Source organism: Acidovorax sp. GW460-11-11-14-LB4 (assembly GCF_059423685.1).
This window is the reverse complement of sequence record NZ_JBWKYJ010000016.1, coordinates 22707-38271: the sequence shown is the minus strand read 5'-3', so window position 1 is coordinate 38271 and position 15565 is coordinate 22707. Positions and strand designations below refer to the sequence as shown.

At 66.1% G+C, this 15565-nt stretch carries 11 protein-coding genes; 6 read left to right on the top strand and 5 right to left on the bottom strand.

The annotated features are described in order from the left end of the window. Positions 1–61 precede the first annotated feature (61 nt). Complete coding sequence (locus AC07X4_RS08755; RefSeq protein WP_494739856.1) at positions 62–1036, bottom strand: YcjF family protein; 975 nt, start codon at positions 1034–1036, stop codon at positions 62–64. 263 nt (positions 1037–1299) lie between these two features. Here AC07X4_RS08755 and AC07X4_RS08750 point away from each other — a divergent pair, with 263 nt between their 5' ends. Both AC07X4_RS08750 and AC07X4_RS08745 read left to right on the top strand, forming a co-directional pair. Next, entirely contained in the window at positions 1300–2466 is a 1167-nt protein-coding gene (locus AC07X4_RS08750; protein WP_494739855.1) for an acetyl-CoA acetyltransferase, read from the top strand. Continuing rightward, positions 2463–3974, top strand: coding sequence for an AMP-binding protein (locus AC07X4_RS08745; RefSeq protein ID WP_436077587.1), 1512 nt, complete (start codon positions 2463–2465; stop codon positions 3972–3974). The genes AC07X4_RS08750 and AC07X4_RS08745 overlap by 4 nt, the downstream gene beginning before the upstream one ends. Before the next feature lie 51 nt (positions 3975–4025). On the opposite strand, the gene prpR is transcribed toward AC07X4_RS08745, so the two are convergent. Beyond that, positions 4026–6041: a propionate catabolism operon regulatory protein PrpR gene (gene prpR, locus AC07X4_RS08740; RefSeq protein ID WP_494739854.1), complete on the bottom strand. Its 2016-nt coding sequence runs from the start codon at positions 6039–6041 to the stop codon at positions 4026–4028. 254 nt (positions 6042–6295) lie between these two features. On the opposite strand from prpR, the gene AC07X4_RS08735 reads away from it, so the two are divergent. The 4 genes from AC07X4_RS08735 (at position 6296) to AC07X4_RS08720 (ending at position 9911) form a co-directional block, all read left to right on the top strand. Further along, positions 6296–7198 carry an isocitrate lyase/PEP mutase family protein gene (locus tag AC07X4_RS08735; RefSeq protein ID WP_436077589.1) on the top strand — a complete coding sequence of 301 codons (903 nt, stop codon included), beginning with the start codon at positions 6296–6298 and terminating at the stop codon, positions 7196–7198. A 78-nt stretch (positions 7199–7276) separates the two neighbouring features. After that, positions 7277–8320 (top strand): Bug family tripartite tricarboxylate transporter substrate binding protein, encoded by a 1044-nt coding sequence (locus AC07X4_RS08730; protein ID WP_436077590.1) that lies wholly within the window; start codon positions 7277–7279, stop codon positions 8318–8320. A 42-nt stretch (positions 8321–8362) separates the two neighbouring features. Beyond that, positions 8363–9163 carry an SDR family oxidoreductase gene (locus tag AC07X4_RS08725; RefSeq protein ID WP_436077591.1) on the top strand — a complete coding sequence of 267 codons (801 nt, stop codon included), beginning with the start codon at positions 8363–8365 and terminating at the stop codon, positions 9161–9163. 100 nt (positions 9164–9263) lie between these two features. Then, the gene (locus AC07X4_RS08720) at positions 9264–9911 is read left to right on the top strand and encodes a DsbA family oxidoreductase (protein WP_494739853.1); all 648 of its coding nucleotides are present in this window, start codon (positions 9264–9266) and stop codon (positions 9909–9911) included. A gap of 124 nt (positions 9912–10035) precedes the next feature. On the opposite strand, the gene AC07X4_RS08715 is transcribed toward AC07X4_RS08720, so the two are convergent. The 3 genes from AC07X4_RS08715 to AC07X4_RS08705 form a co-directional block, all read right to left on the bottom strand. Next, positions 10036–10533 carry a CreA family protein gene (locus AC07X4_RS08715; protein WP_121942043.1) on the bottom strand — a complete coding sequence of 166 codons (498 nt, stop codon included), beginning with the start codon at positions 10531–10533 and terminating at the stop codon, positions 10036–10038. Next, positions 10530–13109, bottom strand: coding sequence for a cyanophycin synthetase (gene cphA, locus AC07X4_RS08710; protein ID WP_099729296.1), 2580 nt, complete (start codon positions 13107–13109; stop codon positions 10530–10532). Before cphA ends, AC07X4_RS08715 begins: the two co-directional genes overlap by 4 nt. A gap of 98 nt (positions 13110–13207) precedes the next feature. Further along, positions 13208–15415, bottom strand: a complete 2208-nt coding sequence (locus tag AC07X4_RS08705; protein ID WP_436077594.1) for a cyanophycin synthetase — start codon at positions 15413–15415, stop codon at positions 13208–13210. Between the last annotated feature and the right edge of the window lie 150 nt (positions 15416–15565).

Genomic DNA, 15565 nt, shown 5'->3' with positions numbered 1-15565 from the left:
TCAAATCGGCTGCAAGCGCTAGTCGAATATGCTCAAGCAGCTATCAATTAGATAGCGTTCGCTATTTGCCCCGTACCAGGGCCATGATCTGGCCCGCGTCCAGCGTCGCTGCCTTCTGTTGAATTTGTGGCAAGTACTGCGTCTGCAGCTGCTTGGCGGGCGTGAGCAGGCCCTGAAAGGTCTCGCGCAGCATGGCCGTGCTCATGACCCGGCCCCCTGCGTAGTAGCGCTTGGCCACCTGCCCCAGCGCGTAGGTGGTGGCAAACGAAAACGCCATGCCTGTGGCAGCGCCGCCCAGCCCGCCGATGGTGCGGCCCGTCACCTTGCCCAGCAGGCCGCCCAGCAGCTTGCGACCAAACTGCTCCAGATACTGCGACGTCATGCCCACGCCGGCAGCAGCGATGAACTCCTTGATGTGGCCCTGGTCCAGCTCCACCCCGTGGGCCTTGCCGATGCCGTAGACCATCTTCACCTGCAGCGGGATGATGGCCATCGACGCCCATGACTGCGGCAGCAGCTCCAGCGCGCCATTGAGCAGCGCATAGTTCAGGATGGATTTGTCCAGCTCTGCGTCCGAGGCACCTGCACCGACTGCTGCGGCCAGGGGCGCTGCCGCAGCAGTGGCCACCGGCACCGCCATCGGCACGGCCTTTTCGGCCACGTCCACCAGCGCATCGGCTTGCTGGTCAAACGCTGCCGTCTGCGGGTCGCCCAGCTGCAGGGCCGCCTTGAGGCGGGTCAGAAACTCGCGCTCCGCCGCGGTCTGGCGGCCGTCCACATCACACACGCACACAGCCATCTCGTAGGCCAGCTGGCGGTGCATGGGCTCGCTCAGACCCTGCACGGCGGCCTGCACGCTGGTGCGCTGCAGCAGCACGTCCTGGTAGATGCGCGGCAGGTCGGCCACGCCCCCGTCGCCCGCGAGCGACTGGGCAATGCGGCGGATCTCTTCACGTTCGGCATCGTCCTTGTTTCCATCGGCAAATGCGGCCAGAAGGGCGATGGTGAGGATGGATTTTTGCTGGTCCAGGGTCATGGTCGTCGTGCAGAAAAAAGGGGTGGGAGGGGTTGCACACTGCTTGCAGTGTGTTGTGCGGTGGCTTGTGAACAGGTTCTTAGGTGCAGTCTAGGCAATGCGGTTTCAACGCCACAGCGTGTGGGGGATTGATGGCGCGGGCTGTGCGTGGCGCCAGGGATTCGGGTTTTCCCTTGGGTAGTTCGGCGACTGTGCGGAGGGCCATCGCTTGCCTACAGTGCTTGCCATCGCGCCGTCGTGGCGCACATCAACGGAGGATGGACATGGGCGTAGCGATCGTGGGTTGGGCACATTTGCCGTTTGGACGGCTGGACGGCATGGGCCTGGAAGACCTCATCACCCGCGCGGGCCGCGAGGCCCTGCAGCACGCGGGCATCGACGGCACAGCGGTGGATGGCGTGTGGCTGGGCAACCTCAACGGCGGCTTCACGCCCGATGTGTTTGCCTCGTCACTGGCCCTGCAGTGCGACGACGCCCTGCGCTGGAAGCCCGCCACGCGGCTGGAGAACGCCTGCGCGTCGGGCTCGGCCGCCCTCTATGCCGCGTGCGATGCGATCGAAGCCGGCCGCGCTCGGGTTGCCCTCGTCATCGGCGCCGAAAAGATGACCGCTGTCTCCGGCGCAGAGACCACGCGCATCCTGGGTGACTGCGGCTACTCCGGCGAGGCGGGCGATCCGCCCGGTGGCTTTCCAGGCATTTTTGCGTCCATCGCGCAGGACTACTTTGCCGCGCATGGCGACCATTCGGCCACCCTGGCACGCATCGCGGCCAAGAACCACGCCAACGGCGCGCTCAACCCCTGGGCCCACATGCGCAAGGACCTGGGCTTTGAGTTCTGCAACACCGTGTCCGACCGCAACCCGATGATTGCCGCGCCCCTGCGCAAGACGGACTGCTCTCTGGTGTCTGACGGCGCGGCGGCGGTCATCCTGGCGGCCGATGATGCGATGGCCGACTTCCCCCGCGCCGTGCGCCTGCGGGCGCGGGTGCAGGTCAACGACTACCTGCCCATGGCGCGCCGCCGTGTGGTGGACTTTGAGGGGCCCCGGCGCGCCTGGCAGCAGGCGCTGCAACAGGCCGGGTGCGCGGTGCACGACCTGTCGCTGGCGGAGGTGCACGACTGCTTCACCATCGCCGAGCTGCTCACGTACGAGGCCATGGGCCTGGCGCCCGCAGGCCAGGGCCACCGCCTGCTGGAAGACGGCACCGTGCTGCGCAACGGCCGCCTGCCTGTCAACGCGTCGGGCGGGCTCAAGGCCAAGGGTCACCCGATCGGCGCCACGGGCGTGTCGATGCATGTGGTGTCGGCCATGCAGCTCATGGGCGAGGCGGGCGACCTGCAGGTGCCGGGTGCCACCCTGGCGGGCGTGTTCAACATGGGCGGCTCGGCCGTGGCCAACTACGTGAGCATTCTGGAGCGCGCCCGATGAACATCGCCCACCTGCTGCGCCGCAGCGCCTTGCTGTACGCCCACCAGCCCGCGCTGCTGCATGGCGACCAGGTGCTGTGGAGCTACGGCACGCTGGCTGCCCGCACCGCCGCGCTGGCCACCCATCTGCGCACACGCTGTGGCGTGGCCCCGGGCGACCGCGTGGCCATCTACGCCGCCAATGCGCCCGAATACCTGGAGGCCCTGCACGCCATCCTGTGGGCGGGGGCCGTGTCGGTGCCGGTCAACTACAAGCTGCATGCCAAAGAACTCGCCTACGTGCTGGCCGACTCGGGCGCGCGCGTGGTGCTGACCTCTGAAGCGCTGGCACCCGCCGTGCGCGAGGCCGGGGCGCCGCAGGACGCGGTGCTGGTCTTTGGCTCCGACGCATACCGCGCCGCAGTCGCCCACACGCCCATGGACGTATGCGACCGCGCGCCGCATGACGTGGCCTCGCTGTTCTACACCTCGGGCACCACAGGCCGACCCAAGGGTGTGATGCAGACCCACCGCAACCTGCTGGCCATGACGGCCTGCTACTTCACCGATGTGGACGACATCCTGCCCGGTGACGCCATGGTTTACGCCGCACCCATGTCGCACGGCGCGGGGCTTTACAACTACGCCCAGGTGCTGCGCGGCGAGCGGCATGTGGTGCCACTGTCGGGCGGGTTCGAGCCGGCCGAACTGGTGCAGCTCGCGGCCAGCGTGGGCCAGCTCACGCTGTTTGCAGCGCCCACCATGGTGCACCGCCTGGTGGACCATGTGCGTGCCACGGGTGCCGACGTCTCAGGCTTCAAGACCATCGTCTACGGCGGCGGCCCCATGTACGCCGACGACCTGCGCAACGCCCTGGCCGTGATGGGCAACCGCTTTGCACAGATCTACGGCCAGGGCGAAAGCCCCATGACCATCACCGCCCTGTCGCGCGCCCAGCTGGCCGACCGCGACCACCCGCGCTGGGCCGAGCGCATGGTGTCGGTGGGCGTGGCGCAGTCGCTGGTGGAAGTGCGTGTGGTCGATGCCATGAGTCAGCCCTTGCCCACCGGCGAGACCGGCGAGGTGGTGGTGCGCGGCGACACCGTGATGCCCGGCTACTGGAACAACCCCACCGCCACCGCGCAGACGCTGCGCGACGGGTGGCTCTACACCGGCGATATGGGCGCGCTGGATGCCGACGGTTTTCTCACGCTCAAGGACCGGTCCAAGGACGTGATCATCTCCGGCGGCAGCAACATCTACCCGCGCGAGGTCGAAGAGGTGCTGCTGCTCCACCCGCAGGTGCGCGAGGTGGCTGTGGTGGGCCAGCGCGATGCGGAATGGGGCGAGGTGGTGGTGGCCTTCCTGGTGGCAGGGGAGGGTGGCGCGGTGGCCGATACCGTGCTGGATGCGCTGTGCCTGGAGCACATTGCTCGCTTTAAGCGGCCGAAGGAATACCGGTGGGTGGAGGCGTTGCCGAAGAACAGCTATGGGAAGGTGTTGAAGACGGAGCTGCGGGGCAAGGGGTAGTGCTGCGGCGGGGCGATGTTGTGGGCAGTGGGGTGTTATGGCAGCCCGCCATCACGCCCCATCTTCATCGGATGACCGCTCTTGGGCAGGTGCGCGCGCAAGTTCAGACGGTTTGTGGGTCGGTTTCCGACACCATCGCCAGAACGTCGACCTGCTGATCCCCAGCTCTGCAGCGGCTGCACCAGTGCGTCCGCCATGGCGCTCCAGCGCAGCCAGGGCCTTTGTGTGCCGATCGGGTTGTTCTGGCGGTTGCTCCGGTGTCGCCAGAGCAGCCAGGGCCTGTTCGATGTCTGGCCGTGCCGCAAGAAGTTCCGGGCATTCGTGACGTAGCTCGCTCCACTCCACCTTGTCGATGTGCCGGTACTGAGACAGCCAAACGGCGATGCGGTCACACATGTTTTCCAGCTCGCGCACGTTGCCGGGCCATGGGTGCTGTTCCATGGCACCTCCCCATTGGGCCAACACCTCAGCGGCGGTGACACCAGACACGCCGACCCGGCTCAGACTGTGGGCCAGCAAACGCGTAGCCAAGACTTGGACGTCGCCTTTGCGATCCCGCAGCGGAGGCAATGCCAAAGTGAGGGTGTTGAGGCGGTAGTACAGGTCCTGGCGGAATTGGCGCGCATTCACCATCTGCAGCAGTGGCTGGTGGGTTGCCGCTATCACGCGCACGTCGACTGGGATGGATGTGACGGACCCCAAGCGGGTAATGCGGCGCTCCTGCAAGACGCGCAGCAAGCGGGTTTGCAGCGTGAGTGGCATGTCGCCGATTTCATCCAGAAACAGGGTTCCCGTGTGGGCTGCTTCAAACAGCCCGCGCTTGCCGCCGCGGCGCGCACCGGTGAAAGCGCCTTCCTCGTGGCCGAACAGCTCGCTTTCGAGCAGCGTTTCCGGGAACGCTGCGCAGTTGATGGCGACAAACGGGCGACGCGCCCTTTGGCTTGCGTTGTGCATGGCCTGTGCAAAGAGTTCTTTGCCGGTGCCGCTCTCGCCGGTGATCAGGAGACTGAAGTCGGTGGCGGCATACAGGCGGGCTCTGGCGATGGCTTGCAAAAACGCGGGGGCTTGCCCCGCCAAGCTTTCAAAGCGGTGGCGCGCAGCGTGGTCACTGCGGCGGTGCTGAATGCGCAGGCTGTTATCGGCCTCGTGGATGGTGCGAGCGTCGTACAAGGTCAGCGCCGCACCGGTGGTGTGGCCGCCCTCGTAAATGGGCGTGCGATTGGCAATCCAGTCGCGGCCTTGCAGGCGGAGCACGGCGCCATGTTCGGGCTGGCCGCCTTCCAGCGTCTCGCGCAGCGACAGATCGGTGGTGACAGACGCGAGGGGTTCACCCAGGCGCGGCGCACGCACCAGGCCCAAAATGCGTTGCATCGCCGGGTTGATGGCGATGATCTGTTCGGACTGATTCACCGCCAGGACTGCCTCTTGCAGCGTGTGCAGCACCGTGTTGAGCTGTTCGTATCGCCCGGCCTCCAGCTGCGCCACCCGCGCCAGCTCCAGAGCGTCTTCAAAGCCCTGGCGGATGCTGGCATGCGAATACGCCAGCAATCCAACGAGGCCTGCGTTTTCTGCCAGTTCCACCACCAGGCTGGAGCCCACGACCACGCGGATGCCATCGCTGTGCAGCTGGCGGATGCACGCGCGGGCCGAGTCAGGCGTCTGGTAGGCGTACTGGTGAATGTCGATGTTCAACAGACCTTTGACGGATTCCAGCTCCGGAAGGGTATGGCCGTACATCACGATGCCCACGCGGTCGGCCGTTGCCCGGGCCTTGATGAGCGCCTGCAGGATGTCAAACCCGCTCAACTGAATGGTGGCCACCGGGGCACTGATCCCGCTGCGCAGCAGGCTGGCGTTGGACCCCGCGCTCACAAAGACATCGACCAGTCCGCTGACCAGCCGCTTGCGGGCCAGGTCCAGCGCCACCTCAAAGCTGCCGTCGATCACCTCGATATCCGCCCTGTCCCGGTATTCCGCCACGATGGGCATGGCCATCAGCCGGATCTGGCGATAGCTCATGAAGCAAAGGCGAGGGCGGCTGGCAAGTGGTGTGACGGGGGTTGGCATAGGGCGGACGGTTGCGCGGACTAGACACTGGCTGTGGACGCGTTTCAACGAAAGGCTGTTGCGTTTCATTGATCTGCAAGTGAAACACAAATATGAAACATTGGGGTGGTCAATGAAACATGTATGCCGCTGCTCCGCCACATTGGTGCGAGCATGGTCAATCAAATCAATGCTTTGCGGCAGGCGGGCGCGCTGGCACGTACTGTGCAGTAACTCCATCCAAACAACCCTGTTTGCAACATCACTCCATTGCCATGTCTGAATCTGCTCCTTCTTCCACGTCCTCCTTGCCCGCTCCCATCTCTTTGCGCCAGCGCCTGACCCAGCCCGGGCTGGTGATCGCCCCCGGGGTGTACGACATGGTGTCGTTGCGGCTGGCCGACACCTTCGGCTTTGATGCCTTGTACATGACGGGCTTCGGCACGGTGGCCTCGCACCTGGGCTTGCCAGATGCCGGGCTGGCCACGTATTCGGACATGGTGGGGCGGGTGAAGGCCATGGCAGGCATGGCCCGCTCCCCGCTGATTGCGGACGGCGATACGGGCTATGGCGGTTTGCTCAACGTGCGCCACACGGTGCAGGGCTACGAGGCTGCTGGCGCGCAAGCCATCCAGCTGGAGGATCAGGAATACCCCAAAAAATGTGGCCACACCCCTGGCCGCCGGGTGATCCCCATGGAAGACATGGTGCGCAAGATTCGCGTCGCTGTCGACAGCCGCAGTTCGTCCGATTTCCTGGTGATTGCGCGCACGGACGCCCGTACCAGCCTTGGTCTCGATGAGGCCCTGCGCCGGGCAGAGGCTTACGCCCGTGCTGGAGCGGACATCCTTTTTGTCGAGTCGCCCGAGAGCGAGGAAGAGATGCGAAAGATCGGCCAAACCGTGGATAAGCCCCTGCTGGCCAACATGGTGGAGGGCGGACGGACGCCCGTGCTGTCGCACAGCGAGCTGGAGTCCATTGGCTACAAGCTCGCCATCTTTCCGGTGACTGCCTTGCTGGCCGCTACCCAGGCCATGAAGACGGTGTATGCGCAGTTTCAGCGCACGGGCTCGTCGGTGAACAGCGACGCTGGCTTGATGCCCTTCGCGGAGTTGACGCAGCTCATGGGTTTCGAGGACGTCTGGGCATTTGAACGCCAGTACGCCGAGACACCCTGACTTGCGAGGCGCGTGGCTGCTGGAGCCTTTCGCCCCCTCGACATGACGACCTCAAAACACAACACGAAGGAGACAAACATGAAACCTCATCCATCTCTCATCCCCTACGGCAACGTGCCGCCTGCGCCCGGCTTGCAATGTCGGCGCAAGCTGCTCGCCCTGTCAGCCCTGGTGTGCCTGGGCGCGGCGGCCGGGATGCCCGCGGCCACGTACGCTCAGGACGTCTGGCCCAGCAAACCCCTCCGGCTGATTGTTCCGTTCACCCCTGGGGGCGTCACCGACACCAGCGGGCGTCTGATTGCCGAAAGTCTTGGCAAGCGCCTCGGCCAGCAAATCGTGGTGGACAACAAGCCGGGGGCCTCCGGAAACATTGGCACGGCGCTGGCCAAGTCTGCGCCAGCAGATGGCTACACCTTGGTTCTGGGCTTTGACGGCACCATGGTGATCAATCCACATGTGTTTTCGAAACTGCCTTTTGATACGGCCAAAGACTTTGCGCCAGTCGGCAAGATTGGCGATGCCACCCTGGTGCTCGTGGCGAACCCTGGCGTGCCGGTGAAGGGCCTGGCCGATGTGATTGCCTTGTCGAAGACCCAACATGGAGGTCTCTCGTTTGGAACCTCGGGGACGGGTGGTACACCCCACATTGCCGGTGAATTGCTCAAAATCCGGACGGGCGCCAACCTGACCCATGTGCCCTACAAGGGCGGTGGCCAAGCCATGACCGACGTGCTGGGGGGCACGATTCCACTGGTGTACACGGCGGTGGCGGGCGCTCACGGACACATCAAGTCCGGCAAGCTCAAGGCCATTGCGGTGTCGAGCGCGCAGCGTACCAGCGCCTTGCCCGATGTGCCCACGTTTGTCGAGAGCGGTGTACCCGACTTTGTTGTCAACTCGTGGGTGGGGCTGCTGGCACCGGTGGGTACGCCTGCGGCGGTGATCACGCGCCTGAACACAGAACTGAACGCGGTGCTGAACGATGCCGCCGTGCGTGAGAAATTGCGTGTAATGGGCATCGAGCCCACACCCGGAACTGCCGAGCAATACCGCGACGAAATCAAGCGGGACCTGGATCGGTATGGTGCCGTGGTGAAGGCGGCTGGCATTTCGATCGAATAAGGCGGCTGGTCCTGCACACTTCACCTTTCTCGGAGCAAGTCCATGGATCTGAATCTGAAGGACAAACATGTCCTCATCACGGGGGGCAGCAAAGGCATTGGTTATGCCTGCGCGGCGGCGTTTCTGGCCGAAGGGGCGCGCGTCAGCCTGGTATCGCGCAGCACCGAACACCTGGAGGCCGCACGTGGTCGGTTATCGGTGGATGTCCATGGCAGCGCTGGGCGCATCAGCGTCCATGCCGCTGACCTGCAGCAGCCCGAGTCGGCGGCGAAAGCGCTGTCGGCTGCCGAAGCCGCCTTTGGGGACGTCGATGTGCTGGTCAACTCTGCAGGGGCTGCCCGGCGCACCCCGCCCGAGGAGTTGAGCGCGCAGGCCTGGCACGACGCGATGAACGCCAAGTTCTTCACGTACGTCCATATGGTGGATCTGGTGGTCAAGAAGATGGGCGCGCGGGGCCAGGGGTCCATCGTCAATGTGGTGGGCGCCGGAGGAAAGGTCGCCAGCCCCATCCATATGCCTGGCGGGGCGGCCAATGCGGCGCTGATGCTCATGAGCGCGGGCATGGCTGCCGCCTACGGGCCGAAGGGTGTACGCGTGAATGCCGTCAACCCGGGCGCCACCCACACCGAGCGGTTGCAGGCAGGGATGATCGCCACGGCACGCATGCACAACATCTCTGAGCAGGAAGCGCTCGCACAGGCGACGAGCAAGGTGCCGTTGGGTCGCCTGGCGCAGCCGGAGGAGGTCGCCAACGTGGTGCTGTTTCTGGCGTCCGAGCGTGCAAGCTACGTCACGGGCGTGGTTCTGACGATGGACGGCGGAGCAACGCCCATGGTGGTGTGATACCCGAAGCAGGCTCTGGTTGGTGCACCATTAAGCCTGCGGCCTCCGCGGTTTTGCAGCCCGTCCTACCATCCTGGCTTGCCATCCACAGACTTGACCCATGACCACCACCCTCAAAATCGATTTCGTCTCCGATGTCTCCTGCCCCTGGTGCATCATCGGCCTCAAGGCGCTGGAGCAGGCGGCGGACCGGCTGCAGGGCGAGGTCGCGTTGGACCTGCACTTTCAGCCGTTCGAGCTGAACCCGCAGATGGGTCCTGCGGGTCAGGACATTGGCGAGCACCTGCAAGAGAAGTACGGCGCCACGCCCGAGCAGAGCCAGAAGAACCGCGAGGCCATCGCGGCGCGCGGTGCGGCGCTGGGGTTCACCTTCAGCATGGACAAGCGCAGCCGCATCTACAACACCTTTGATGCGCACCGGCTGCTGCACTGGGCCGAAGAGAAGGGCGTGCAGCCCGCGCTGAAGAAGGCACTGTTCACGGCGTATTTCACCGACGGGCAGGACCCGAGCAACCACGAGGTGCTGGTGCGTGTGGCGGGGGAGGTGGGGCTGGGTGTGGCCGAGGCGCGTGCGCTGCTCGCCTCAGACCGCTACGCCGACGAGGTGCGCGAGCGCGAGCAGTTCTATCTGCAAAACGGCATCCATTCGGTACCCGCGATCATCGTCAACGAGCGCCACCTGATCCAGGGCGGGCAGCCGGTGGAGGTGTTTGAGCAGGCGCTGCGGCAGATTGCCGCTCAGGGCTAGATGCTATTTATTTGATAGCTGCTCAGGTATATTGCACTAGCGCTACTGGCATGTACGATCAAAAAAGGGGCCTGGAGCCCCTTTTTTGATGTCTGAGCGATGCCCCGGCCACACCGGGCTACCGTCACTTGCGCAGCGGGATGGCGGTGGCGCGGTCCACGGGAACGGCGGTCACGCTGTTCTGGGGGGAGCCGTCGATGAGCTTTTCAGAGTAGGTCAGGTACACCAGCGTGTTGCGGGCCGGGTCCACCATGCGCACTATGCGCAGGCGCTTGAACAGGATGGACATGCGTTCGCTGAACACTTCCTCCTGTTTCTTCAGTGGCTCGGGAATGCTGATGGGGCCGACCTGGCGGCAGGCAATGGAGGCCTCGGCGCGGTCCTCGGCCAGGCCCAGCGTGCCCTTGACACCACCGATGCGAGCCCGCGAGACGTAGCAGGTGACGCCCCGGACGCCTGGGTCGTCATAGGCCTCGACGATGATGTCGTGGTCGCGGCCGATCCACTGGAACGCGGTGTCCACGGTGCCGATTTTTTCGCCCGATGCGGCCTGCACTGTGCCGCCCGTGAGGGCCGCAAGCGCCACCACGGCGGCGGTTGCCAACGTGCGCGCAGCGGTCATGCCGCGGTCTCGCCTTCGGTGCAGCGCTGGGCCAGGTGGGCCAGCGCTTCTTCGACCTGGTCCACCAGCACCAGGCACAGGTCGCCGGGTTGCAGGCGCTCCAGGGCGGTGTCAATGGCGATGAACTCGCCACGGATCTCTTCCACATGCGTGGTGCGCGGCGCACCGGCCAGGCCTTCGCGCAGCAGGGCCATCACTTCGCCGTCGGCGCGGCCGCGCTGGGCGGCGTCCTGGTACAGGATCACGTCGTCAAACGCGGCGCCCAGGATCACGGTCTGTTCGCGGATGTCTTCGTCGCGCCGGTCGCCCGCACCGCTGATGACCACACTGCGGCGCTTGCCGGGCAGGGCGTCCACGGCCTGCACCAGGGCGCGCATGGCGTCGGGGTTGTGGCCGTAGTCGGCGATCACCGTCGCACCCCGGTAGTCCATGATGTTGAAGCGGCCGGGGGCGTTGTCGCTGTCGTTCACAAAACCCGACAGGCCGCGGCGGATGGTCTGCCAGGGCATGCCCACGCCCCAGGCGGCAGCCACGGAGGCCATGACGTTCTCGACCTGAAAACCGATCTTGCCGTTGCGCGTGATGGGTACGTCGCGCAGGTGGATGGTTTCGCGCCACGAGCCTTCGGAGGCGACGATGGAGTCACCGTCCACGTAGACGGTGCGGTGGCCCTGGGCGCGGTGCGTGACCATCACGGGGTGGTGGCGGTCACTCGCAAAGTAGATCACCTTGCCGGGGCAGGCCGAAGCCATGGCCGCCACGATGGGGTCGGCGGCGTTGAGCACCGCGTAGCCCGTGGGGGCTACGTTCTGCACGATCACGCGCTTGAGCACGGCCAGGTCTTCCACCGTGGTGATGTAGTTCAGGCCCAGGTGGTCGCCCGCGCCAATGTTGGTGACCACGGCCACCTGGCAGCGGTCAAAGCCCAGGCCTTCGCGCAGGATGCCGCCCCGCGCGGTCTCGAACACGGCGGCGTCCACCTCGGGGTGCAGCAGCACGTTGCGGGCGCTCTTGGGGCCGCTGCAGTCGCCGCTGTCGATCTGGCGGCCGTTCACGTACACGCCGTCGGTGTTGGTCATGCCCACGCGCAGGCCCTGGGCCGTGAACAGGTGCGCAATCAGGCGGGCGGTGGTGGTCTTGCCGTTGGTGCCGGTCACGGCCACGGTAGGGATGCGGCCGTCGTCGCCATGGGCAAACAGTTTGTCCACCATGGCCTGGCCCACGTTGCGGGGCTTGCCGTAGCTGGGGGCCAGGTGCATGCGCAGGCCGGGGGCGGCGTTCACTTCCACAAAGCCGCCACCTTGTTCTTCGAGCGGGCGCAGCACGGTCTCGGCCACCATGTCCACACCGCAGATGTGCAGGCCCACCATCTGGGCGGCGGCCACGGCGCGGGCCGCAACCTCGGGGTGCACGTCGTCAGTCACATCGGTGGCGGTGCCGCCGGTGGACAGGTTGGCGTTGTTGCGCAAGATGACGCGCTGGCCTTTCTCGGGCACCGAGTCGGGCGTCAGGCCCTGCATGGCCAGGCGGGCCACGGCGATGTCATCGAGGCGGATCTTGGTGAGCGACGTGGCGTGGCCTTCGCCACGGCGGGGGTCCTGGTTGACCACGTCCACCAGCTGGCGCACGGTGTGCTCGCCATCGCCCAGCACCTGGGGCGGCTCGCGGCGAGCGGCGGCCACCAGCTGGTCGCCCACCACCAGCAGGCGGAAGTCGTGGCCGGGCAAGAAGCGCTCGACCATCACGGTGCCGTAGTCGGCGGCGTTCTTGTAGGCTTCTTCAAGCTGTGCGCGGTCGGTGATGTTGACGGTGACGCCCTTGCCCTGGTTGCCGTCCTGGGGCTTGACCACCACGGGCAGGCCGACCTTGAGGGCGACCTCCCAGGCTTCGTCCACCGTCTCCACCGGCTTGCCTAGCGGGACCGGCACGCCAGCGGCGTGCAGCAAGCGCTTGGTCAGGTCCTTGTCCTGACCGATGGATTCGGCCACGGCGCTGGTCGAATCGACTTCGGCTGCCTGAATGCGGCGCTGCTTGGAACCCCAGCCAAACTGCACCAGGCTGCCGCGCGTGAGGCGGCGGTAGGGGATGCCCCGGGCTACGGCCGCCTCGACGATGGAGCCGGTGCTGGGGCCCAGGCGCTCGTCTTCGTCCAGCTCGCGCAGGTCGGCGACGGCCTTTTCGGCATCGAAGCTGCCGTTGCCCAGCGCGGCCTGGATGAGTTGCTGCGCGTCTTCAAACGCCTTGCGGCCCACGGCTTCTTCGCTGTATTCGACAACCACTTGGTACACACCGACATCACTGGTGGCCGTGGTGCGCGCAAAGGTCACGGGGCAGCCGGCCTGCGCCTGCAGCGCCAGTGCTGCGGTCTGCAGCACGTGGGCCAGCGACACATCGCCGCCACCGGTTTCCGGGTGCAGTGCGCCGATGGCGGGGAACAGGGCCCGCAGGCGGGCTTCGAATCCGGCCATCTGGCCCACGGCGCGCTCGTTCTCGGCGCAGGTCACCACGGCCTCGATGGCCATGTGGCGGCTCCAGAGGTTGGGGCCGCGCAGGGCCCGGGTGCGGGTTACATCCATGGAAGTCTCTTTCAGTGGTCCATCAGAGCGCTGGGGCCCTGTTCAGGTCGTGGGATGTGGGGTCAAACAACAAACAAAGGCAAATGCACGAGAGGCCATCACGACCGCAGGGCGGCAGTGGGGACCAGTTCGGGCTCGAAGGTCTTGATGCCTGCGCCGATCAGGTCGGGGGCAATGTCCAGCGCCCAGGCCGTACCGATGGCGGCCAGCAGGGCGTCGGTGTCTGGCACCACGGCATTGCGGCCAAAAGTCAGATCAGACAGGGCGCCCAGCACATGCTCGGCGCTGCCCGTGGCCAGCACCACGCGGCCGTTCTTCACGAAGACGGCGCGGCCGTTGTCCTTGGCGCGGTGTTCGGCGATGACGGGCAGCGTGCCGTCCTGCGCATACAGCACCACGTCGCCGTCGGACAGGGGGGCCAGGTCGGCCACTTGGGCGATGGCGGCATTGAGCACCGCAGCGCCTTCGGCCAGCACCACGTCCACCTGGGTGCGCATCACCTTGGTCATCTGGTCCTGTTCGTGCACATCGAATTCGGCGAGCGTTTCCACGCCGTCCATGTCGGTCACCACGCCCACCTGGCAGCGGTCATACGCCAGGCCGTCGCGCAGGATGGTGCGGGCGTCGCTTTCGATCACGGCGGCCTGCACCATCTTGTTCATCAGCAGGCGGTGGGCGGCTTCCCAGTGGGCGCAGTCGGTGGCCTCCACGCAGCGACGATCCAGAAACAGTCCTTCGCGGCAGGCCAGGCCGGTGTGGTGCCCGCTCAGGTGCAGCAGCCAGGCCACCACGCGCGAGATGGTCGATGTGCTGCGCGTGCCGGCCACGCCCACCAGCGGAATACGACCGGCCTGGCCTTCGTCATCGGCGTCGGAGGGGAACAGGTGCTCGGCAATTGCCTGGCCCACAGGGCGCGGCGCGCCCACGGCGGGTTTCAGGTGCATGAGCAGGCCAGGGCCCGCGTTGACTTCGACAATCGCGCCACCCTGGGTGTGCAGGGGCTTGGAAATATCGCGGGCCACCATGTCGATGCCTGCAATGTCCAGGCCCACCACCTTGGCGGCAAGCTGGGCGATGTACGCCACTTCAGGGTGCACGTCGTCCGTGCAGTCCACGGCCACGTTGCCATTGCGCTGCACCACCACTTGGCGGCCAGCGGCGGGCACCGAGTCGGCTTCAAGGTCCTGGCGCTTGAGTTCGAGCTGCACCTTGGTGTCGGTGGCCAGGTCGATGATTTCGAGCGGGTACTCTTCTTCGTAACCCCGGCGCGGGTCGGAGTTGAGCTGGGTGTCGATGAGTTCCTTGACGGTGGAGCGGCCGTTGCCGGTGATGGTGACCAGCTCGCCGCGTGCTGCGGCGACCACCTTGCCGCCCACCACCAGCAGGCGGTGCTCGTCGCCAGGGATGAAGCGCTCCACCATCACGTCGCTGCCCTCGGGGTAGGCCACGTGGTAGGCCGCTTCGATGTCTTCCTGCTTGCGTAGGTCCAGCGTCACGCCCCGGCCGTGGTTGCCGTCGGAGGGCTTGACCACCACGGGCAGGCCGATGTCTTGCGCGGCCTCCCAGGCTTCCTCGGGGCTGTTGACGACCTGGCCTTCGGGGATGGGCACGCCGCAGGACTTGAGCAGGCCCTTGGTCAGATCCTTGTCGCTGGCAATGCCTTCAGCAATCGCGCTGGTGTACTCGGTCTCAGCGGTCCAGATGCGGCGCTGGCGGGCGCCATAGCCCAGTTGCACCAGGTTGCCGTCATTCAGGCGGATGTGGGGAATGCCCCGGTCGGTGGCGGCGGTGACGATGCAGGCGGTGCTGGGGCCGAGGTACTGGTCGTCCACCTCGGTGCGCACGCGCGCCACGGCGGCCTGCACATCAAAAGGCTGGTCGTTGATGGCCGCCATGATCAGTGCATGGCCCTGGGCCAGTGCCACGCGGGCCACGCTTTCGTCGCGGGCGCGGAACACCATGCGGTACACGCCGCGCTGGCTGGTGCTGCGCGTCTGGCCGAAGCCGGTGGGCATGCCTGCCAGATTGAGCAGCTCGATCACGATGTGCTCCAGCACATGGCCGCACCAGGTGCCTTCTTGCAGGCGCTGCAGGAAGCCGCCGCGCTCGCCCACGCCGCAGTGGTGCTCGATCAGCGCTGGCAGCCAGGCCGTGAGGCGGTCATTGAAGCCGGGGATGGTGTTGGAGGGGTAGTCCTCCAGCTCGCCCAGGTCCAGCCAGACTTCCAGGACCGGCCGGTAGGTCCAGATATTGGGGCCCCGCAGGTAGTTGATGCGAAGCAGTTGGATGTCGTTGAGTTTCGCCATGGATTGCAGCGGTTGTGGTTCCGGCCTTGGTAAGGGCTGTGCGGTAGGGGGACGAAAGGGAATTTTGTGGACGATGATTGTGCGCCAGTCCAGGGCCTGTGCGCAGTGTCAGCCAAAAGGCCGCCACAGACGTTACAGGAGGATGCCGTC

What these genes read in the sequence shown, in the direction of transcription:
- AC07X4_RS08755 (WP_494739856.1), bottom strand. Translation starts at nt 1,036, where the DNA reads ATGACCCTGGACCAGCAAAAATCCATCCTCACCATCGCCCTTCTGGCC.
- AC07X4_RS08750 (WP_494739855.1), top strand. Translation starts at nt 1,300, where the DNA reads ATGGGCGTAGCGATCGTGGGTTGGGCACATTTGCCGTTTGGACGGCTG.
- AC07X4_RS08745 (WP_436077587.1), top strand. Translation starts at nt 2,463, where the DNA reads ATGAACATCGCCCACCTGCTGCGCCGCAGCGCCTTGCTGTACGCCCAC.
- prpR (WP_494739854.1), bottom strand. Translation starts at nt 6,041, where the DNA reads ATGCCAACCCCCGTCACACCACTTGCCAGCCGCCCTCGCCTTTGCTTC.
- AC07X4_RS08735 (WP_436077589.1), top strand. Translation starts at nt 6,296, where the DNA reads ATGTCTGAATCTGCTCCTTCTTCCACGTCCTCCTTGCCCGCTCCCATC.
- AC07X4_RS08730 (WP_436077590.1), top strand. Translation starts at nt 7,277, where the DNA reads ATGAAACCTCATCCATCTCTCATCCCCTACGGCAACGTGCCGCCTGCG.
- AC07X4_RS08725 (WP_436077591.1), top strand. Translation starts at nt 8,363, where the DNA reads ATGGATCTGAATCTGAAGGACAAACATGTCCTCATCACGGGGGGCAGC.
- AC07X4_RS08720 (WP_494739853.1), top strand. Translation starts at nt 9,264, where the DNA reads ATGACCACCACCCTCAAAATCGATTTCGTCTCCGATGTCTCCTGCCCC.
- AC07X4_RS08715 (WP_121942043.1), bottom strand. Translation starts at nt 10,533, where the DNA reads ATGACCGCTGCGCGCACGTTGGCAACCGCCGCCGTGGTGGCGCTTGCG.
- cphA (WP_099729296.1), bottom strand. Translation starts at nt 13,109, where the DNA reads ATGGATGTAACCCGCACCCGGGCCCTGCGCGGCCCCAACCTCTGGAGC.
- AC07X4_RS08705 (WP_436077594.1), bottom strand. Translation starts at nt 15,415, where the DNA reads ATGGCGAAACTCAACGACATCCAACTGCTTCGCATCAACTACCTGCGG.